Origin of the sequence: Aureliella helgolandensis (genome assembly GCF_007752135.1) — a bacterium.
Taxonomy (GTDB): domain Bacteria; phylum Planctomycetota; class Planctomycetia; order Pirellulales; family Pirellulaceae; genus Aureliella; species Aureliella helgolandensis.
This window is the reverse complement of the sequence record NZ_CP036298.1, coordinates 7,998,065-8,016,798: the sequence shown is the minus strand read 5'-3', so window position 1 is coordinate 8,016,798 and position 18,734 is coordinate 7,998,065. Positions and strand designations below refer to the sequence as shown.

The following is an 18,734-nucleotide window of genomic DNA, read 5'->3' as shown; positions in this document are numbered from 1 at the left end:
GGAGGGGATCGCCAGTATTTTGGGCCGGTCGTCAGCTAGCCTCGCAGGCAGGAACCGAGCTTGTCCCGCAGAGCGATGGCTTTCCGTCCGTGCAGGAGTGGCGGGCATGACGGGTGCGCGAGTAGCGGGGCGCCCCCGGGAGGGCTCTGAGCATTGGCACCGTCGAAGCTTCGCCTTGGGGGACGCTTGGTGGCAGATAACTCTGTTGAAATGTTACATCAGGTCATTGTTGGGGAGGGGAGGCGAAGACAGGAGGCTGGTGAATCGGTAGAATTCGCGGTCCCTGTTTCCCCCTTTTGAAATGCGCAAGATGAAATTCCGATTTCCGATTCTGATCATTGACGAAGACTTTCGATCCGAGAACTCCTCCGGATTGGGGATACGGGCATTGGCGCAAGCAATCGAAGGGGAGGGCGCTGAAGTCATTGGTGCCACGGGATACGGTGATTTATCCCAATTTGCTCAGCAGCAGTCGCGCGCCTCGGCGTTCATTCTCTCGATCGATGATGAAGAATTTACGGCGGGTGGGGATGAAGAGCCGGCGATTGCCAATCTCCGCGATTTCATTCAGGAGATTCGCTTCAAGAATTCCGACATCCCAATTTTCCTCTACGGGGAAACGCGGACATCGAGCCATATTCCGAATGATATCCTGCGAGAGTTGCACGGTTTCATTCACATGTTTGAAGACACTCCCGAGTTCGTAGCGCGGCACATCCTTCGGGAGGCTCGATCGTACACTGCTGGTTTGGCCCCTCCGTTTTTCCGAGCGTTAGTCGACTATGCCAGTGATGGTTCCTATTCCTGGCACTGCCCGGGGCATTCTGGAGGGGTCGCCTTTCTTAAGAGTCCAGTGGGGCAGATGTTTCATCAATTTTTTGGTGAAAACATGCTGCGAGCGGATGTCTGCAACGCTGTCGAGGAATTGGGACAATTGCTCGATCACACGGGGCCTGTCGCAGCCTCGGAACGCAATGCGGCCCGGATCTTCAACGCGGATCATTGTTTCTTCGTAACCAATGGAACCTCGACTTCCAACAAAATGGTGTGGCACTCGGCGGTCGCTTCGGGCGACATCGTCGTCGTCGATCGCAACTGTCATAAGTCGATTTTGCATTCGATTATCATGACCGGCGCGGTGCCTGTTTTTCTTACCCCAACCCGCAACAACTTGGGATTGATTGGTCCCATTCCGCTGGATGAATTTCGTCCAGAGAATATTCAGAAGAAGATTGATGCCAATCCATTCGCCCGCGAAGCGCAGGCGGCGCACCCCGATCGGAAGCCGCGTATTCTGACAATCACTCAGAGCACTTACGATGGCATTGTGTACAACGTCGAGACGCTCAAAGAGATTCTGGATGGCCAGATTGACACCTTGCACTTCGACGAAGCTTGGCTTCCGCATGCGACCTTCCATGAATTCTACCGCAACATGCATGCGATCGGTCGCGACCGTCCTTGCTGCGACAATGCGATGGTGTTCGCGACGCACTCCACCCATAAGTTGTTGGCGGGGATCTCCCAAGCTTCGCAGATCTTGGTCCAGGAATCCAAGACGACCAAGTTGGATCGCCACATCTTCAATGAAGCCTATTTGATGCATACCTCCACGTCACCGCAGTACGCGATCATCGCTTCCTGTGATGTGGCAGCTGCCATGATGGAACCTCCAGGCGGCACGGCCCTGGTCGAAGAGTCGATTGCCGAAGCGATTAACTTTCGCCGCGCCATGCGGAAGGTCGATGCAGAATGGGGAGATGATTGGTGGTTTGAGGTTTGGGGCCCCGATGAAATGGCCGAATCGGGGATTGGTACGCAAGAGGACTGGATTTTGCGAGCCGACGATAACTGGCACGGATTCGGCAATTTAGCGCCAGGCTTCAATATGCTCGATCCCATCAAAGCGACTGTAGTGACGCCTGGGCTCAATGTGCGCGGGCAGTTTGCCGAAGCTGGCATTCCAGCCTCGATCGTAACCCGCTATCTGGCCGAACATGGTGTGATCGTCGAAAAGACTGGACTCTATTCCTTCTTCATCATGTTTACGATAGGTATCACCAAAGGGCGTTGGAATACGCTGGTCAGCGCCTTGCAGCAATTCAAGGATGACTACGACAAGAACATTCCCATGTGGAAGATTCTGCCGGAGTTTTCCCAGCAATTCCCGATGTACGAGGGGATTGGTTTGCGGGATCTGTGCAAACAGATCCACGAAACGTACAAAGCCTACGATATCGCTCGCGTGACTACCGAGATGTATCTGTCCGTCATGCAGCCGGCAATGAAACCTTCCGATGCCTATGCCATGATGACCCACCGGGAGATGGATCGCGTCGAAATCGATGATCTCGAAGGTCGGGCGACCGCCGTGCTGCTGACCCCATATCCACCGGGAATACCATTGTTGATTCCTGGCGAGCGATTTAATAAGACGATTGTCGAGTATTTGCAGTTCGCCAGAATGTTTAATTTGAAGTTTCCTGGCTTTGACACCGACATCCATGGTCTGGTGGAAGAGAATGTCGATGGAGTCGCCAAGTTTTACGTCGACTGTGTGCGGACCAACAATTGATCTCTTCTGTGGGGCTATTGGGTAACCAGTTCAATCTTTCCCATATCGATGGGGGAACCTGGTTGTACGGATAGCGGGAATTTCGATTTGAGCGGGTCGCTATACTTCCCTTTGAACTGGTCTCCACTGTAGGACATGCTCATGCGGTTGAGTTTTCCCCACTTGAAGGTCAGGGTGTATTCGCCTTCAGGTGCGCCGTCTCCCTCTTCGTAAGTGGAAATGGCAAAGTTGCCTTGCGCATCGGTCATGGTGCTCGAAATGGTCGGTTGCTTGGTGTCGAGCCCCGACTTGGGATTGAGGGTTACCGAGACGCCTTCGGCTGGCTTGCCATCTGCAAAAACTTGGCCTTTGACCGGGTAAGTCTCTTTCCAGTCTGGATGGGGATCGGCGCAGCCCAGGGCGAGTGCCAGAAATGTGAATGTGAGGGAAGGGATTCCAAGCAAACGTGTCATGACTGCGGACTCCGAGGTAATGCGATAAGGCTGTCGATTGTGGTTAGGTCGTGCTAGGAGAGGGCAGGGTGGTTTCTGGCTGAGCGGTTGTTCAATTTCGTGATTTCTCACGCACCGTCGCAGCGGTGCCAACCAGCAGCCGCTACTCTTACCGCGCATGCACATTAGGCCGGTTCAGCAACAACTCGTTTGAGCTGAGGCGGCAGGTGTGGGGGCGCAGATGGCTTTGATGCAGATTCGTGACAAGGTCCGAACCTGGGCAGTTTTTAGCTCGCTATCGCACCATTCGCCCGATTGCAGCGAATGGCGTACTCGCCAAGCGGTAGAACGGTCTAACGCCCATTAGTCTTGCTGAAAAACCTCACCCTTTTCACGAGTGATCCGCGCGGCGAAGGAGTGGGCATCGACAGATTCGCTCAGGAATTGCACCGATCCGTCGCCCATTAAGAAATGGCATCCTCCAGTATGGAAACTGTGCATGCTGGAGCCTCTGAGGTTATTGCAGTTGATAGCACAGGGACCACCATTGGGCGAGCTGAGAGGATTGCCATCATGGAGTGAGCCTTTGAGCCAGTTTTCTCCATTGAGTAGGTCACCCCAACCACCACCGTTGGACGGAACGTACGGATTCAGCATGGTGTTCGGAGTGTGCCGGACATAGATTTGATTTCCGCCAGTTCGCTCACCAATCAGGATCGTGTTCGAGGTCCCATCCACCAAATCGCTGATTCGGCCTCCACGGTTGCTCCCGTAGGGACCGCCGACTTGCAATGCTCCATGGCGATTGCCGCCGGCACTTCCCGAGTAGGCGATGGTCGCAAAGTCTCCCAGAATTCCGGTCGTGGCCATGTAATCCGATGGTGCGCTGCTCCAGGTGACCGGTAGGTCCGGAGAGGCGTCTCCATCGTAGACTCGCTCGGCTCCGCCAGGAGCGGAAGGGCAGATGAAGAACGAAAGTGGCGTCTTCAGGAGTTGCACGTTGGCTTGTCCGGCCGGTCCTGTTTCGTTAACCGACATGACGTTGTGGTTGAACTGGTTGTAAAGGTTTCCCTGTTCGATGTAAGGCAGAATGGCCATACCCCAAGATGTGCCATTAAGCGTCTTGGGGGGGATGTCGAGCCACCAAGCCTGTGGGAAGGTTTTCATCGAGCTCTCGTAGTTATGCAATGCCAAACCAATCTGCTTGCAGTTGTTCGAGCACTGCATGCGGCGAGCAGCCTCTCTGGCAGCTTGAACAGCAGGTAGTAGTAATCCGACTAAGATACCAATGATGGCGATGACAACTAGCAGTTCTACCAGTGTGAACGCGGACCGTTTAGACCGTGAAGAGGAGCTCATTCGCATGCGATAGTTTCCTTAGAAACTCGGTATAGAAAAGAGATTGGACCACAACGAAGATGAATCAATCTAACACCAACACGAAGCTATTTGGCACATCCAGATCTAAGCTGAAGGGGCCCTGTTTTCCTATTGTTGACCTAGTAGTGTAACTTGGTTTTACATACGGACTCAATGATTTATGCCACGCCAACGCTCGCTTTTTCGTGAATCTTCCTCTAGATGCCCATTTGGGCCAGGAGGTCCGCAAAACGACCGATGGTATTGGTTAGGACTGGATGGGACTGGCTGAACTGATCGGTAGCTTCCTGCAATCGTTGAGCGAGAGTGGCCGAGCTAACGTCGGTTTGATCCAAAGTGGACTGTATTTCTGCGACAGCGGTCCGCAACATGTCCAATTGCTCCGCGTCTAAATCCTGAGCGTTTTCGAGCTCTGCGTGGAGTTCTTCTAGGATTGGTTCCAGGTTTTGGCGCATGCTTTGCACTCTTTCTTTCTCGGTGAGGGGCTGCTTGAGAATCATGGCCAACTACTGGCTTCTCAATGCGTCATGTGTCAATATACCACTAGTGCCTCGTCCAGACTAGAAATGTGTGTTGTCGTAGCAATGAGTCGCTTGCTTTAACGTGGCATGAGTCGACGCGTTGCCTCGTCCACCGCTTCAGGAGTTATGATGGACGGACTGCTAGTTTGATCTACCAATCGAATAAGTTTTAGTTGAAGATTCCTTAAGGAAGGACGCCGCACATGTCCCCGGAAAAGTCGACGCCCAAATTCACTCTCAATGCAGCCTTCTTTCAAGAGATCAAGGACGATCACCAGCAATTGCAGTGCGTTCTTTCGCGGTTGAGAGAACTTGAATTCAATCGCGCTGCGATAGCAAACCACGCCAAAGAGTTTGTGGAGCTGCTGGCAGGCCTGTTGGACCAGCTAGCGTTTCATTTTACGCTCGAAGAAGCCTACGGTTATTTCGAAGATGCTCTTGAGAATGCGCCTCGCTTCCATGAGCAGGCTGGTAGTCTTCGTGGGCAGCATTCAACGTTGTTCGTGATGTGCCAAGAGTTGGTGGATGCTGCCAACGCCTGCATCGCCCATCGCGATCGTGATTTGACCCCTGTGCTCGACCGATTCAAGGCATTTGATCGCTCTTTCAAAGCGCACGAATCGGCTGAGCTGAATCTGATCATGGAGGCCATGACGCAAGATGTGGGTGTGGGCGATTGACGCCAGCGTCCAGCGTCATGAGGGATTACTGGGATTGCCGCTGCTTGCGGATCGTCAGCGTATCGAACAGCTTGTCTTCCAAGTCGAAGGCCTTGAACTCAAGTACTTGGTCATTGATCGAAACGATCGAGTAGTGGTGTCCACGTCGTACGTTGTTCTGGAAGAACGGGCGAATGGGGCCGGGCGTTTCCAGCCCGCCGCCACCCCCGCCCGTAATCATGTAGATGGTCCCATTCTCGTTGACGGCGCTGCCCTCCAGGATGGGCCATGTTCTTTCATAGGAATGGATGTGACCGTTCCACACGATGTCCACCGAGTGTTTTTCGTACAGAGGGACTAAAGCGCGGATGCGGGTGTCTCCACGGGTGGATTGGTTGGTTTTCCATAAATTCCCGTAGTCGTTTTCGTCTGACGAATAAGGGGGATGGTGGTGGCAGACAAACTTCCAGGTTGCATCGGATTCACCCAGCGCTTTATCGAGCCAGACGTATTGTTCCGACTCTGGATTCACATTGCGATTGGAATCGATCATAAAAAAATGTGCGTTTCCGAATCGGAAGTCGTAGTAGTATTCGGGAGCGGGCAAGGCCATGTAGTCAAAATAGTTGTCGGCATTCCTCTCGTGGTTTCCTAGCACTGGGTATAGCGGGACGCGCGAAATGAGCTCTTGCAAACTGGGGAAAAATTGCATCGTCCAATGGGTGTCAATTGTCCCGGTATCTACCAAGTCGCCGGCGTGCAACAGGAAGCTCGGGCGTTGAGCCCAGGCATGAGCGGCTAGTTTAGAAGCGACGGCTGGATTGCCTTGAGTGTCACCAATCACCACAAAGGCAAACGGGGTCTGCTCGCGTACGGCCGTTACGAAAGTCGATGTTTCAGATTCGAGGAAGCTCCCGTCTTCGGTCTCAGAGAACGTGCGGTAGAAGTATTGCGTTTCGGGTTCGAGCTCGTTGAGCTGGATCGTGTGAATGGGGCCAGGATTGTCGCTTGAGACGAATTCTTCGCAAGCGACGGTGGATCCGTAATGGAGCTCCGCCGAGGATTCTTGCGATGTCTGCCACACCACCGTCATGCTCGTCTGTGTGCCGTACTGCAGGAATGGCTTGACCACAAATTCAAGCGAGCCCGCTTGGGTCCCCGACAATTGGAGATTGACCAACGCCTGCCCATGCTGGAACTCATGGGTGACCCAGGCATCTTTGGCGGCATGGGCGTAAATGGATAGCTCACGAATGCAGCCACGCAGTGGATTGAACTCGTCTTGGTCTCGATAGCTGCCCAGTACGAACGATGCAGCTTCAGGATAACGAATGTTGCCGCTCTGCGCGGTGGAGCTGCCATCCAGTTGCCCGTTGACATAGAGGTTCATGGTTTCACCGTCGTAGGTTGCAGCCACATGGGTCATCCGGCCTGGCTCGAACTTCGTTTGTCCCTTCAGGTTGGTGAGCCTGTTGTTGTGGACCGACGCTAGAGCGAAGTTGAAGACCCCGTGGTTGTAGCCAAGGAACCAACCCGATTCAGCATCACCGTTGTCTTGAACGACACCGGCAATGCCCGCCCAGTCACGCGTTTCGTCGATAGAAACCCAAGCCGAAATCGTAAAGTGATTTTCGGGTAAGAATTTCATGGCCGTGTGATAGTCGTCGGCCACAACGCACTCGGTGCCGTGCCCATTGAAGTAGATGCTTCCACCGAATTCATCAGCGATTGGACGTGGCGAGCCCTTGAAATTGGCGGCAGGGCCAAGTCGAGCCGCCAGTTTTCCCGCCGCGAGATTGGTCTCGTTGAATCGCCAATGGGCGAGTGGATCGGGACCCTCATGCGCGATGGCTTGGGGGAGTATCAGGAGCCAGCAAGTCAGTAGGCTCGTAAACGCTGCCACTCGGCATAGGCGGCTGTGGATGATAGGCATGAAGCGGATCCAAGAGGGAGGGGCGGTACTGTTTCAGATGCAGTCTTGTTGTATATATCGAGTGCTCGGTCAGTATTGAGGACTGAGGCAAAGGGGCACGGGCGGAAGTGTCCGACACCCAAAGCTGGAATGGCCCTTGAGCTGCCTCGCACTGTGGGAGCGATTGCCTCTTTCCACTGCCGGACAACCCTGCAATCAGTCACTGATGAAACTAGGCTACCAGCCACTCGCGCTGCTGGAGGAGCAGTTGTGTTAGAATTTGGTTGGGATTGTGTGAAGCTTAGGACCGTCGGAGCATTGAGTGTCGCCAGATCGCTCCGCCGATCGGCATTTTCCCGAACGAACCGGCGGAGCTGTTCGGCGACTATCCGCCAATAATGGTTCCGAAGGCCCTTAGAGCGTGGGGAATTCCACCAAGCACGAGAACTCGCGCGCGAAGTCCACCGACACCCTCGCATGCACGCGGCCTTGGCGATCGAAGAAGCGTTGCTGGCCAGACTGCGCAAAGACTCCTTCATGCCAGACGTTGGGGTGGATGCAGCATCCCTGGTCACCCCGCAAGCGGAAGCAGGTGAAATCGCTTGGCGAAATGTCATCCCCCGGCAACGCCAGCGGAAGGTAATAGGTTTGGTTGTCGAGCGGAAAGAATAGCTGTCCGCCGTCGGGATGGTAGTTGGCGTGCCACATGAGTACCCGCTCTGGAATGCGCGAGTGGTCGGTTTGTGCGCGACCTGGTTCGATGCTGTAACCAAGCACGTATTCGCCACCCACGGCGGCGTTGCTGCCGTACAGGATGTCTCCTTTCCAGCTGCTCAGGAAAGTGCCTTCGGTTGTGCCTGCTTCGTCGCCACTGTCTAGGTCGACCGGACGCCAGCCTTGCGCGGGCCAGCGGACGATCTCCACTTCAGCCTGGTTGGGATCGTCGACGAGAACCCCATAGCCGGCTAAGGACTCGGCGGTGGCGTCGACTACCGGAATTACGGTGCGGTCGAGATTGTTGGCTAAGCCGGGGTTCATGTAGTCTATGGGCATGTGGGGCTTCTGCTCTGGTTCGAGGCTATGCGTTTGGCTCTAGCGCAACCGGCCCTATGGCTCGCTGTTGGCGACTGGCGCGAAGTGAAAAATAGATCTGGCAACTCAACATGCAAAGCAGAGATATCGTGCCAGCGACGTAGCAGATCGGTCGGAAGAAGTTCATGAAGTTGGCTTCGGGTTGGGCGGCGTTTTTCCATAGCATGACGCCCACATAGCCCAGGTAACCTATGGAATCGGCAAGGTACATCAAGTGCACCAGGTTCCCACGATCGCGCGTCATCGCAATCAAGCGTTCAAAGATCGTGGTGTGCGTTGCGACGTAGGGGAGGTAGAGGCCGATGCCAATCAAGACCATGAACAGGAAGGGAGAAATGACGCCCGAGTGTTGGCCGAGCGTCGATAGGAGTAGGATGATGAAGCCGGCCGTGCAAGTCGCCAGCGCCAGTTTGAATCCTCGGTAATTGTCGCTTACCAGGGCCGCCGCTCCGTTGGCAAGGGTGACCGCCAAGCCGACCCAAATCTCTGAATAGCTGAAGATTTCGGGAGTCGTCGTCACTCCTAGACTTTCCCAAATTTGAGGCGCAAAGTCGGAGCGGATGCTGCGGAGCACGGTCACCAGCAAAAACATCATCAGTAGAGGAGTCAGTCCCCAAGCGTGACGCATGAAGAAGGCACGTCGCTCCTGGGAGGTCAGGGGGAGTCGTTCACTGCGGGCCTGCTTGTCTGCTTCATCGGGGAGTGGGATCTGTTGCAGCATCCACACGAAAACTAGCAGTGGCAGAAGGAACAGGGCTCCGGCCGCTGAGGGCATCCAGAACGGTGGCACGCCTGCTTCCAGTAACGCTTTGCCTACCGATTTGGTGACACCGTCGGCCAGGATGAAGCTCGTGCATAGGATGGCAGCCAGCGCCTCGGTTTGTTTTCTCCCCTCAAGGAAACCTAGTACCAAACCAAACACCATGCCCAGTGGGAGGCCGTTCAGGAATAGGCAAACAATGTTGTAGGGAGCAGGTACAAATCCAAAGCCGACGAGCGCTAGTTCGGCAAACGCAATCAGGATGAGGATGCCGATCGCGCGACGTTTGGCAGGCATCTCCGACAGTATTTTAATGCCCAGGAATTTGGAAATCATGTATCCAATGACTTGCGCGGCGACGGCTACCGTCTTGTATTCCCAGCCCCAAGCGGTCAAGGCATCGTAATCAATTACCGTAAAGGGCTTACGGAAGGCATACATGCAAAAGTAGGTGCCGAATGCCGCAATGCTGGCCCACAGCATGGGAGGCCCCAAGAGTGAGCGTTTTGCCGTTGGTTGGTCGAGGTCGGGGGAAGCATCCATATGCAAGGCGTCCAGCGAAAGGCGTTCGAGTGCGAGGCCGCTTCGCATGCTAACACCCACCGATCGAATGCTCAATTGATCTTCACGAAAACCTCATCACTTCGCGGGTGCGCGGCGAGCGAGAAAACTTGTTAATATAGTCGACCGCGGTTGATCCCAGAAAGTAGGATCCAAGGAATGCCAGCCTGAGGAAATGCCGGTCTAGTTGAGTAGGAATCTCGGTAACAGGCATGGGGATCTACACAAGTTTGAAGGCTGCTGCCTGTCGCTTGGGATTGAAAAAGTTAAATTGACAATTGCACATTCCTAGCCAGCGGGCTGCTATTGAGGTTTTCTGAAGGTTGGTCTTGGCGTTCACGACGGACACATCCGTGGATGTTGCACAATTGGATGTATTCGTCGAGTGGATGCATTCGTCGAGAAACGGTGTGATCCGATGCTCAGATAGCATCTTGGAATCTTCGCCGCGCGGATCCATCAAGTCACTTCACTAAGTCACTTCTACTGGCATGAGTCGATCAATTTCAAATTTACAATCTTCAATTTAACTTTTTCAATGCCCCAGCTTGACCAAAGAGCCGTTCGGATTTGTGTAGCTACCAATGCCGTCGCAGGAGGGGATTCGTTCCAGGAAAGGCTGCCAGCCCTAGTAAGGAAGGTCCCCCCTAGATTGAAGTTCGAGTGAGGGCAGGGCTGGCCGCTGGGTCCGCCTCGTCCGCTGTTTCGGTTTGCCTACCACTGGTGGTTCCGCACTCGCACCCGCCAGAGTTTGTTTCTGTTGTTGCTCGCAAATTTACCCTAAGGGATGCGGTCCATGCATCAATCTTCCGCCGCATCTTCGACTGCGACTCACTCGAGGACTGCCCTGGCTGCGGTATTTCACGGCCCAGGGAAGCCGCTCGAAATGATGCAACTGCTGGCTCCTTCAGAACTAGCGCCAGGTGAAGCCTGGGTGCGAATCACCTGCTGCACGATGTGCGGTAGCGACTGGTCCACCTTGGATGGTCATCGCCAGGAGCCGGTCCCTTGCATCTTGGGGCATGAAATCCTGGGGGTCGTCGAGCGGCTGGGGGACGATTCCCTGAGCGATTTGCGGGGCCGCAAGATAAAAGTCGGGGACCGGGTCGTGTGGTCCGTCACCGCTTCTTGCGATGAATGCCGCAATTGCAAGCGTGGTTTTCCCCAGAAATGCGAACAACTGCGAAAGTACGGACACAGCCCTATCCCTGAGCAAGCAGGGCCCCAGGCTGACCAGGGCTGGGTGTTCAGCGGTGGTCTAGCCGAGTACTGTCACCTAGTGCCCGGAACCAAACTAGTGGCAGTCGATCACGAGATTGCCGATGAGATTATTTGTCCGGTGAGTTGTGCGACTGCGACGGTGGCTGCGGCGCTGCGCACTGCCGGTGATCTGGCCAATTGTCGCGTGCTGGTGTTTGGGGCCGGATTGCTAGGTTTGACGGCCAGTGCGATGGCGAAGAGCCGTGGGGCTAGTTCCATTACCGTTTGCGATACCGATCCCCAGCGTTTGGAGTTGGCGCAACGATTTGCTGCTGACCGCTGCGTACTGTGGAGCGAGTGGGCGCAGCGGCTGCCGTCACTGGGGCAGTTCGATGTGGTGCTGGAAATGTCCGGCAGTTCGCAGGCAACGGAAGCTGGTATTTCAGTGGCCGATACAGGAGCCAGCCTCGTGTTGGTAGGTGCCGTGCGGCCAACTCCAGCGGTCGAGATTTTTCCTGAGCAGCTGGTGCGCCGCGTCTTGTCGCTCCACGGCGTGCACAATTATCGTCCTGCCGATTTGTTGACGGCGGTCGATTTTCTAACGGAGCATGGCACGACTTGGCCCTTCGCGGAATTGGTCTCTCGAGTGTATCCGTTGTCCGACGTTTCCCTTGCCGTCGACGACTCGCCGCGACGGACCGCCATTCGTATTGCTATCAAGCCTTCCTTAGAGAAAACCTGATCCCCATGACTCCCTCTACCCTTGTCAGCCGAATTGGCGAACTGTTTAAGCTCCGCGGGAATTCCGAGTATGGAGGTGAGTCGGTGACGCAACTGGAGCACGCGTTGCAATGCGCGGCGTTGGCAGAGCAGCATCAGGCGCCACCCGAGTTGATCGTTGCCGCCTTGTTGCACGATGTTGGACATCTGCTTCACGAGCTTCCAGACGATGCGCCAGATCAAGGGGTTGATGATCATCATGAAAAGAGCGGTTATCGATACTTGGAAAAATACTTTGACCAAGCAGTGACCGAGCCGGTTCGACAGCATGTCGATGCCAAACGCTATCTGTGTGCAGTCGATCCAGAGTATGCTGCGCAGTTGTCCGAGCCCTCGCAGGTGAGTTTAGCGTTGCAGGGAGGGCCGATGTCGGCCACCGAATTATCCGAATTTCGTCAGACTCCGTTTTGGCAGGAGTCGCTGCAGCTGCGGAAGTGGGATGATCAGGCCAAAGTTGTCGATTTGGCAACTCCACCGCTCGAACACTTTCTCGCGTTCATCGACCCCTTAGTGGTTTCGACAGACGAGGTGGCCCAATGAGCCCCACGACTAGCAAGAGTTATGATGTCGCCATCGTCGGCGCAGGCATCGTTGGGCTGGCCCACGCTTGGATGGCAGCCGCCCGTGGGCAACGGGTTGTGTTGCTGGAGCGATCTCCGCAGGCAGTAGGCGCCTCCATTCGAAATTTCGGCATGGTCTGGCCCATTGGGCAACCCGCCGGAGAATTGCATCAACTGGCGATGCGCTCGCGCGAGCTGTGGTTGCAGCTCGCTGCGGCTTCCGACGTGTGGGCCAACCCCTGCGGTTCGTTGCACCTTGCGCACCGTCCCGACGAATTGTCGGTGCTGCAGGAGTATGTCGAACATTGTCGTGGAAGTGACATCTCAGTCGAAATGCTGAGTCCGGCGGAAACCTTGGAGAGGACGCCGGCCGCCAAGCCCGAGGGATTGCTGGGGGCTATGTGGAGTGCTACGGAGCTTTGCGTCAATCCACCGGCAGCGATTCGGGCGATTCCGCATTGGCTGAAGGAGCGCTACGGAGTTGAGTTGAGGTTTGAGACCTTGGTGAACCAAGTGGCTCCCGGGGTGTTGCGCAGCGGTGGCGGATTGAGTTGGCAGGCGGAACGCATTGTGATTTGCAGCGGCAGTGATTTCCAGACCTTGCTGCCCGACGCCTTTGCCGGCGCTGGTCTTCGCCTGTGCAAGCTCCATATGTTACGTACCGCCACGCAAGCCGACGCATGGCGCATCGGTCCTCACTTGGCCAGCGGTTTGACGTTGCGGCACTACAGTGCTTTTGCTGCTTGTCCGTCGCTAGAGGAGTTGCGACGTCGCGTCCGTGAAGAGACCCCCGAACTCGATCGCTTTGGGATTCACGTCATGGCGTCGCAAAATGAACTGGGGCAGGTCGTGTTGGGCGATTCCCATGAGTATGATGCCGAGATTAGTCCCTTTGATCGCTCCGAAATCGACCAACTCATGCTCCGTGAGTTGCAACGGCAATTCGCCTTGCCCGATTGGAACATTGAGAGTCGTTGGCACGGTGTGTATGCCAAGCATCCGACACAGGTCATGTTGGAGCAGGAAGTCCAAGAGGGGGTCCACGTTTGTGTTGGCCCCGGTGGAGCTGGGATGACCATGTCGTTTGGCGTGGCGGATCGTTTTTGGAAACAGTTGACTGGTCAGGAAGTCGTGTTATGAGTGAAGAGAAACTTACCCATTTAAAAGCCATTGTATTTGATTGGGCTGGGACAACGATCGATTATGGAAGCTGTGCGCCAGCCAGCGTTTTTCAGGAAATTTTCCGGCAGCGGGGTGTGCCAATCACGGCCGCTCAAGCGCGTGAACCGATGGGCCGAGCGAAACGCGATCACATTGCGGCCATCGGCGCCATGCCCGAAGTGGATGCGGCCTGGCGCGCACAATTCGAGGGCCAGGCTATGACCGCCGAGCAAATCGATGAGATGTATGCCGACTTCCTACCGCTGCAGAAGGCAACCTTGGGGGCGCACAGTCAACTGATTGAAGGTGTGCCAGAAATGATTGCATGGTGTCGCAGCCAAGGTTTAAAAATTGGTTCCACGACTGGCTACACACGCGAATTGCTCGACATTGTGGCTGCAGCGGCTGCAACGCAAGGTTATGTACCCGATTGCAGTTTAGGAGTGGAGGATGCGCCCGCCGGACGACCCGCCCCGTTTCTCTTGCACGAAGCAGCCAAGCGGATGGAGGTTTATCCGATGTGGAACATTGTTAAAGTAGATGACACTCCCGTAGGAATTGAAGCGGGCCGCAACGCCGGATGTTGGACGATCGGCATCACGCGGACTGGAAATTGTGTTGGGCTGAGCCGAGAGGAATGGGCGGCGTTGGATGGCGAAGCACAAAAACGCCGAATCCGCCACGCAGCTCAGACGCTGGAATCAGCCGGCGCCCATGCGGTTGTGGAGAGCGTGGCCGATATCGCTCCTGTACTCTATGAATTTGACCGTCGACTTGCTGCCGGTTTGCTGCCTTTCGCGTAGCGATGTGTTGCGACAAGGTGTTCAGCGGTAGTGACATGCGCTTCTCATCAATCCCTCGGCATTATTCCTGCGCAGGCGGGAAACCCGGCGGTGGCTCCCGCGCCCATTAATCCCTGCCTGCTGAGAATGACAGACCTGGGCAGAATCCGATCGTCCTCGCATGGAGGGAGGCGGCGATTGCTGCTCGTGGAGCTGGAATCTGCAACTTCCTCGGATTTCAGGCAAATCGAGCAAAACTCGAGATCGTCAACGAAGTTATGGTGCAATTGTCAAAAAGATAGTTGACCGCGACCAGCCCTGCTGCAGGGAGGTTTGGTGCGGTGGGGGTGGGTAGGGCTCTCTAAAACACTTGTTTGCCTCTGAATGGTCTGCGAAACCTTTGTTCCTGCATGGAGACTTCGATGCTGATGGTGGGAATGGCGTTGCCGTTGGCGACGCTGGCGGTGTTGACGAATACGCAGCAGGCAGATGACGCCCCGTGCGAGTTCGATTTGCAAGTTTCCCTGGAGCCAGCTGGTGGTGAGCACCTCAAGTCGCACTGCCATCTTGGTCTCCATCAATATCTACTACGAAACACTCCGTGAAATCCTCGGTGATGTCCAGCAATTCAATGAAGCTTTGAATCATGAAAGCTTGCAACTTTACAGTCTCGTACAGCCAGCAAGCGATGCCCCAGCAAGCGAAAGATCTTAGTCGTCCGGCCTGACTGAGCGTTTACTTCGCTGGCTTTATTTCTCTGGTTTTAATTCTCTGGTTTTAATTCTCTGGGGGCATCGACGTGGTGCTGCTGCTTCAAGACTGGGGAGTTATTGGGGCGCGTTGTGTTGGTCATTCGCTCCACGGCCCTGGCTACATCACCCCCTGAGGAATCGCGTTCAACGCGGTGGTGAATTGGAACCGATCCGAAACCCCGTAGACGGCTCGGGGAGCCATGCTACGTCCACGGGGTTTCAGATCGGTTCTAAGTTGTCGGCTCCCTGTTGAGCGTAAGCGACGCGTTGGCAAGCGGGACTTGGTATACTGGCAGGCCAACGCGTGACGTATGGAGCTGTCTTAAACAGAGTGTCGCTCTGGCTGCTGGCGAAAAGATCTTCGCCGGTGGAATCTGGTACGAAAGCTTGATTCAAGGCGCCAGCTCGCGGCTAACAGGTCTTTGCCTTTACTGTGACACAAGGAATGGAATGCGATTGTCTCGCTCGAAGTCTCTGGTGGCCTTGTCTGCTGTCTTAGGAGCGGCACTGTTCTTCGCATTGTGGCGCTCCGCCAGTCCCACCGTCGACGCCCGCCAGACACATGCACTAGCCCGACGCGCCTTTTTGCGGGGAGATCACCCCACGGTCTTGGCGGCCTGCCAGTCCTTGAGCGAGACCGATCAAGCTTCGTCGAAGCTATTGTTGATGGCCGGTGAATCTGCTTCGAGATTGGAGCAGTATGAGCTGGCTATTGAACTGTACGATCGGGTTCCGGATGCAGCGGATGGTGAAGCCGCCACGGCTCGCTGGGCGGCTGGTGAAGTCGCCTTGCATCTGAAGCAGATGACCCGCGCGATTGAGAAGCTGGGGCAGTCCGTCGCCCTGGATGCCAAGCAGCATCAAGCTCGCGAGCGACTGGTCTATCTGCTCAACCTTTCTGGACAACGCAGGGAGGCTGCACCCCATCTGCTCGAATTGGTGCGTCGCGGACGTGGGGCTGCCCAGCATCTACTGCACTTAGGCAACCTGGCGAAATCCATTGAAAACGAAGCTGAGCTCGATCAATTCCTGCTTACCACTCCTGACGACGCTCTTCCTCTGCTTGGCTTGGCTCGAATCCGTCTGCGTGCGGGGGAAATGGAGGAAGTCGAGCAGCTACTAACGCGAGTCCTCGCGCAGTCACCTCGACTGGTCGAAGCGCATGTGCAACTGGGCAAGTTGCGACTGCAACTAACTCCGGAGCGACTATCCGGCTGGGAGCGTTCACTCCCGGCAGACGCCGATTTGCATCCAGACGTCTGGGTTGTTCGAGCGCAGTGGGCCCAGCAAGCGGAACAGCAGGAGGCTGCGGCCCGCTGTTTTGCCGAAGCGCTCCGCCGAGATCCGGCACATTTGGTTGCTCTGCAAGGTTTGGTGCAGACCCTGGAGGGCATGGATCAAGTCGACTTGGCCCACTCTCTCCAGCACCGCGCCGCGACCGTTGAGGAATTCCTGTTTGTCTTGGAGCGAATAATGGCGGATGAATGGTCGGGCCGCCAGGCACTGGCCTCGGGGCAGATTTCCGAAGCCGCCTTCCGCACCTACCTCGGCTCTGCCGCACGCTTAGAGCAGATCGCCCGGGCAGCGGAACTCACGCTCAAACTCGGTCGCCCCCTTGAGGCCCGGGCTTGGTGTGCGTACGGCCTAAACGCCGATCCAACGCACACCCAACTATCGCAATTGAGGAACCAGCTCTCCGGTGAGTCGTATTCTGGTGAGTCCAATTCGGGCGACTCGCGGACGCATCCGGAGCAACCACTGCTCGACGACCAATGGGTTCGCTCACTTCCGCTTCCGCAGTGGCCCGCAAGCGAGCCAGTGCAGGAGGTCGCAGAAGCGAGTCAGGGTGAGCCGCAGTTTCAAGCTCGATTTACTGAAATTCGTGACGCGTTCGATTTTACCTACTTCGCGTCGCGAACCGAATTTGAAGATGGTCGCCGCATGTTTGAGATGACCGGTGGCGGAGTGGGCGTCTTGGATTACGATCTTGATGGTTGGCCCGATGTATTCCTAGTGCAAGGTTGCAACTGGCCTGCTGGTGGTGCTCAAGACGACTACTCCGATTGCTTACTGCGCAACCAGACGGGAACCTTGGGTTCAAAACCTAAATTCGCTCACGTGACCTTGCTGGCCGGAATCCAGGAAAGTGCATTTGGTCAGGGGGTTGCGATTGGAGATATCGATAGCGATGGCTTCCCCGATATCTACGTCTGCAACTTTGGAGAGAATCAGTTATGGCTCAATCAAGGCGACGGTACGTTTATCGACGGGGCGAAGCATCTCGCGGATCGTTCGACGAGTTGGACGGTCAGCGCGGCGATTGCCGACCTCAATGGGGATGCTACCACTGAGATCTATGATGCCAACTACGTTCGTGGTCCGGACGTGACGACACGCCGTTGTCTGATGGGGGGCCAACCGCGAGCGTGTTCACCGCGCAATTTTCTGCCTGCAGAGGGACGATTGTTGGCCGCCGACGACCACGGATTGTTTCATGACGTCAGCCACCAAGTTCTGGCGGACTCGGTGAAGGGGGGCAATGCGTTGGGGGTAGCCGTGGTGCGGTTGGGCTCAGAGCGTTTACCCTCCATTTTCGTGGCCAACGATCAAGTCGCTAACTTGTTGCTGACCTCACAACCTGATCCCCAATCTCCACTGGGGCTTCGCTTCGAAGACCAAGCCTTGCTCCGGGGCTTGGCCTACGATATCGAAGGCAAGGCTCAGGCATGTATGGGGGTAGCAACTGGAGACATCAATCGTGACGGGGCCATTGATCTACTGGTGACGAACTATCACGATGAATCCAACACGCTCTATGTGCAGCAGTCGGCGGGGGCCTTTCGCGATGCCAGCCTAGCTGCAGGGTTGGTGGCGCCGAGCTTAGCGCCCTTGGGGTTCGGTACGCAATGTTTCGATGCTCAACTCGATGGGCACCTCGATTTCGTCGTCCTCAACGGCCATATCGATGACATGAGCCATATGGGCATTCCCTTTCGCATGCGACCTCAGTATTTTTCGGGGAACTCGGCAGCGAGGTTCGTCGAGGGGACCGCTGAGGACACAGGTCCCTTTTTTGCGTCGATGCGTGTTGGTCGCGCGGCTGCCCTAATCGATGCCGATTGCGACGGGCGGCAAGACATGGTTGTTGGTGATCTCGAACAACCGACTTGCCTGCTGCATAACGAATCGACCAGCGGCAATTTTGTATCCATCCGCCTAGTGGGTGTTGAATCCCACCGTGATGCGATTGGCGCCCAGGTCACCGTCACGGCTGATGGTCGTCCGTGGACATCTCAGCTGGTAGCTGGAGGAGGCTACATGGCCAGCAATCAACGCCAATTGCACTTCGGACTGGGCGACGCTTCCATGGTGGAGCGGATCGAAATTGAGTGGCCCACTGGCATGCGTCAGCAGATTGACAATGTCCGCAGCAACACCCACTGGATTGCTATTGAAAACCAAATAGTGCGCCAACTGCCCTAATTGCTAGGCCGAAATGGGGTGCTTGCTGGAGTGCCGATCCCGGGCACTTTTGCGTTCTGCAGTAGCACCCATGCTGTCTCTTATAGCCCACAGGCCGACTTTGCCCGGGCAAGAATGAGCGCTTT

General features: G+C 55.8%; 15 protein-coding genes. 8 read left to right on the top strand and 7 right to left on the bottom strand.

Annotated features, from left to right (window positions below):
• Positions 1 to 310: 310 nt before the first annotated feature.
• Positions 311 to 2,575 carry an arginine/lysine/ornithine decarboxylase gene (locus Q31a_RS28260; protein WP_145085780.1) on the top strand — a complete coding sequence of 755 codons (2,265 nt, stop codon included), beginning with the start codon at positions 311 to 313 and terminating at the stop codon, positions 2,573 to 2,575.
• Between the two features lie 14 nt (positions 2,576 to 2,589).
• On the opposite strand, the gene Q31a_RS28255 is transcribed toward Q31a_RS28260, so the two are convergent.
• The 3 genes from Q31a_RS28255 to Q31a_RS28245 all read right to left on the bottom strand — a co-directional run bounded on the left by Q31a_RS28255 (position 2,590) and on the right by Q31a_RS28245 (position 4,841).
• Complete coding sequence (locus Q31a_RS28255) at positions 2,590 to 3,027, bottom strand: carboxypeptidase-like regulatory domain-containing protein (RefSeq protein ID WP_145085777.1); 438 nt, start codon at positions 3,025 to 3,027, stop codon at positions 2,590 to 2,592.
• A gap of 342 nt (positions 3,028 to 3,369) precedes the next feature.
• The gene (locus Q31a_RS28250) at positions 3,370 to 4,371 is read right to left on the bottom strand and encodes a DUF1559 domain-containing protein (protein WP_145085774.1); all 1,002 of its coding nucleotides are present in this window, start codon (positions 4,369 to 4,371) and stop codon (positions 3,370 to 3,372) included.
• Between the two features lie 212 nt (positions 4,372 to 4,583).
• The gene (locus tag Q31a_RS28245; RefSeq protein ID WP_145085771.1) at positions 4,584 to 4,841 is read right to left on the bottom strand and encodes a DUF4404 family protein; all 258 of its coding nucleotides are present in this window, start codon (positions 4,839 to 4,841) and stop codon (positions 4,584 to 4,586) included.
• A 269-nt stretch (positions 4,842 to 5,110) separates the two neighbouring features.
• Between Q31a_RS28245 and Q31a_RS28240 the strand changes: the two genes are divergently transcribed.
• Positions 5,111 to 5,587, top strand: a complete 477-nt coding sequence (locus Q31a_RS28240; RefSeq protein ID WP_145085768.1) for a hemerythrin domain-containing protein — start codon at positions 5,111 to 5,113, stop codon at positions 5,585 to 5,587.
• 25 nt (positions 5,588 to 5,612) lie between these two features.
• Here Q31a_RS28240 and Q31a_RS28235 read toward each other — a convergent pair whose 3' ends face one another.
• The 3 genes from Q31a_RS28235 to Q31a_RS28225 form a co-directional block, all read right to left on the bottom strand.
• Positions 5,613 to 7,499, bottom strand: coding sequence for a LamG-like jellyroll fold domain-containing protein (locus Q31a_RS28235; RefSeq protein WP_145085765.1), 1,887 nt, complete (start codon positions 7,497 to 7,499; stop codon positions 5,613 to 5,615).
• A gap of 393 nt (positions 7,500 to 7,892) precedes the next feature.
• On the bottom strand, positions 7,893 to 8,531 hold the full coding sequence (locus Q31a_RS28230; protein ID WP_145085762.1) for an ureidoglycolate lyase: 639 nt from the start codon (positions 8,529 to 8,531) through the stop codon (positions 7,893 to 7,895).
• 25 nt (positions 8,532 to 8,556) lie between these two features.
• Entirely contained in the window at positions 8,557 to 9,921 is a 1,365-nt protein-coding gene (locus Q31a_RS28225; RefSeq protein WP_197355856.1) for a DUF5690 family protein, read from the bottom strand.
• Positions 9,922 to 10,687: 766 nt separating this feature from the next.
• On the opposite strand from Q31a_RS28225, the gene Q31a_RS28220 reads away from it, so the two are divergent.
• The 5 genes from Q31a_RS28220 to Q31a_RS28200 all read left to right on the top strand — a co-directional run bounded on the left by Q31a_RS28220 (position 10,688) and on the right by Q31a_RS28200 (position 15,088).
• Complete coding sequence (locus Q31a_RS28220) at positions 10,688 to 11,833, top strand: zinc-binding dehydrogenase (RefSeq protein WP_197355854.1); 1,146 nt, start codon at positions 10,688 to 10,690, stop codon at positions 11,831 to 11,833.
• Between the two features lie 5 nt (positions 11,834 to 11,838).
• The gene (locus Q31a_RS28215; protein WP_145085757.1) at positions 11,839 to 12,411 is read left to right on the top strand and encodes a phosphonate degradation HD-domain oxygenase; all 573 of its coding nucleotides are present in this window, start codon (positions 11,839 to 11,841) and stop codon (positions 12,409 to 12,411) included.
• The gene (locus Q31a_RS28210; protein WP_145085754.1) at positions 12,408 to 13,571 is read left to right on the top strand and encodes a TIGR03364 family FAD-dependent oxidoreductase; all 1,164 of its coding nucleotides are present in this window, start codon (positions 12,408 to 12,410) and stop codon (positions 13,569 to 13,571) included. The genes Q31a_RS28215 and Q31a_RS28210 overlap by 4 nt, the downstream gene beginning before the upstream one ends.
• Complete coding sequence (gene phnX, locus Q31a_RS28205; RefSeq protein ID WP_145085751.1) at positions 13,568 to 14,395, top strand: phosphonoacetaldehyde hydrolase; 828 nt, start codon at positions 13,568 to 13,570, stop codon at positions 14,393 to 14,395. Before Q31a_RS28210 ends, phnX begins: the two co-directional genes overlap by 4 nt.
• A gap of 468 nt (positions 14,396 to 14,863) precedes the next feature.
• Entirely contained in the window at positions 14,864 to 15,088 is a 225-nt protein-coding gene (locus Q31a_RS28200; protein ID WP_145085748.1) for a hypothetical protein, read from the top strand.
• 257 nt (positions 15,089 to 15,345) lie between these two features.
• On the opposite strand, the gene Q31a_RS30585 is transcribed toward Q31a_RS28200, so the two are convergent.
• Positions 15,346 to 15,522: a hypothetical protein gene (locus Q31a_RS30585; protein ID WP_197355850.1), complete on the bottom strand. Its 177-nt coding sequence runs from the start codon at positions 15,520 to 15,522 to the stop codon at positions 15,346 to 15,348.
• A gap of 54 nt (positions 15,523 to 15,576) precedes the next feature.
• On the opposite strand from Q31a_RS30585, the gene Q31a_RS28195 reads away from it, so the two are divergent.
• Positions 15,577 to 18,609 (top strand): FG-GAP-like repeat-containing protein, encoded by a 3,033-nt coding sequence (locus tag Q31a_RS28195; RefSeq protein ID WP_145085745.1) that lies wholly within the window; start codon positions 15,577 to 15,579, stop codon positions 18,607 to 18,609.
• Positions 18,610 to 18,734: the final 125 nt, after the last annotated feature.

What these genes read in the sequence shown, in the direction of transcription:
- Q31a_RS28215 (WP_145085757.1), top strand. Translation starts at nt 11,839, where the DNA reads ATGACTCCCTCTACCCTTGTCAGCCGAATTGGCGAACTGTTTAAGCTC.
- Q31a_RS28235 (WP_145085765.1), bottom strand. Translation starts at nt 7,499, where the DNA reads ATGCCTATCATCCACAGCCGCCTATGCCGAGTGGCAGCGTTTACGAGC.
- Q31a_RS28225 (WP_197355856.1), bottom strand. Translation starts at nt 9,921, where the DNA reads ATGCGAAGCGGCCTCGCACTCGAACGCCTTTCGCTGGACGCCTTGCAT.
- Q31a_RS28250 (WP_145085774.1), bottom strand. Translation starts at nt 4,371, where the DNA reads ATGCGAATGAGCTCCTCTTCACGGTCTAAACGGTCCGCGTTCACACTG.
- Q31a_RS28260 (WP_145085780.1), top strand. Translation starts at nt 311, where the DNA reads ATGAAATTCCGATTTCCGATTCTGATCATTGACGAAGACTTTCGATCC.
- Q31a_RS28255 (WP_145085777.1), bottom strand. Translation starts at nt 3,027, where the DNA reads ATGACACGTTTGCTTGGAATCCCTTCCCTCACATTCACATTTCTGGCA.
- Q31a_RS28245 (WP_145085771.1), bottom strand. Translation starts at nt 4,841, where the DNA reads ATGCGCCAAAACCTGGAACCAATCCTAGAAGAACTCCACGCAGAGCTC.
- Q31a_RS28195 (WP_145085745.1), top strand. Translation starts at nt 15,577, where the DNA reads ATGCGATTGTCTCGCTCGAAGTCTCTGGTGGCCTTGTCTGCTGTCTTA.
- Q31a_RS28210 (WP_145085754.1), top strand. Translation starts at nt 12,408, where the DNA reads ATGAGCCCCACGACTAGCAAGAGTTATGATGTCGCCATCGTCGGCGCA.
- Q31a_RS28230 (WP_145085762.1), bottom strand. Translation starts at nt 8,531, where the DNA reads ATGCCCATAGACTACATGAACCCCGGCTTAGCCAACAATCTCGACCGC.
- Q31a_RS28240 (WP_145085768.1), top strand. Translation starts at nt 5,111, where the DNA reads ATGTCCCCGGAAAAGTCGACGCCCAAATTCACTCTCAATGCAGCCTTC.
- Q31a_RS28200 (WP_145085748.1), top strand. Translation starts at nt 14,864, where the DNA reads ATGACGCCCCGTGCGAGTTCGATTTGCAAGTTTCCCTGGAGCCAGCTG.
- Q31a_RS28220 (WP_197355854.1), top strand. Translation starts at nt 10,688, where the DNA reads ATGCATCAATCTTCCGCCGCATCTTCGACTGCGACTCACTCGAGGACT.
- phnX (WP_145085751.1), top strand. Translation starts at nt 13,568, where the DNA reads ATGAGTGAAGAGAAACTTACCCATTTAAAAGCCATTGTATTTGATTGG.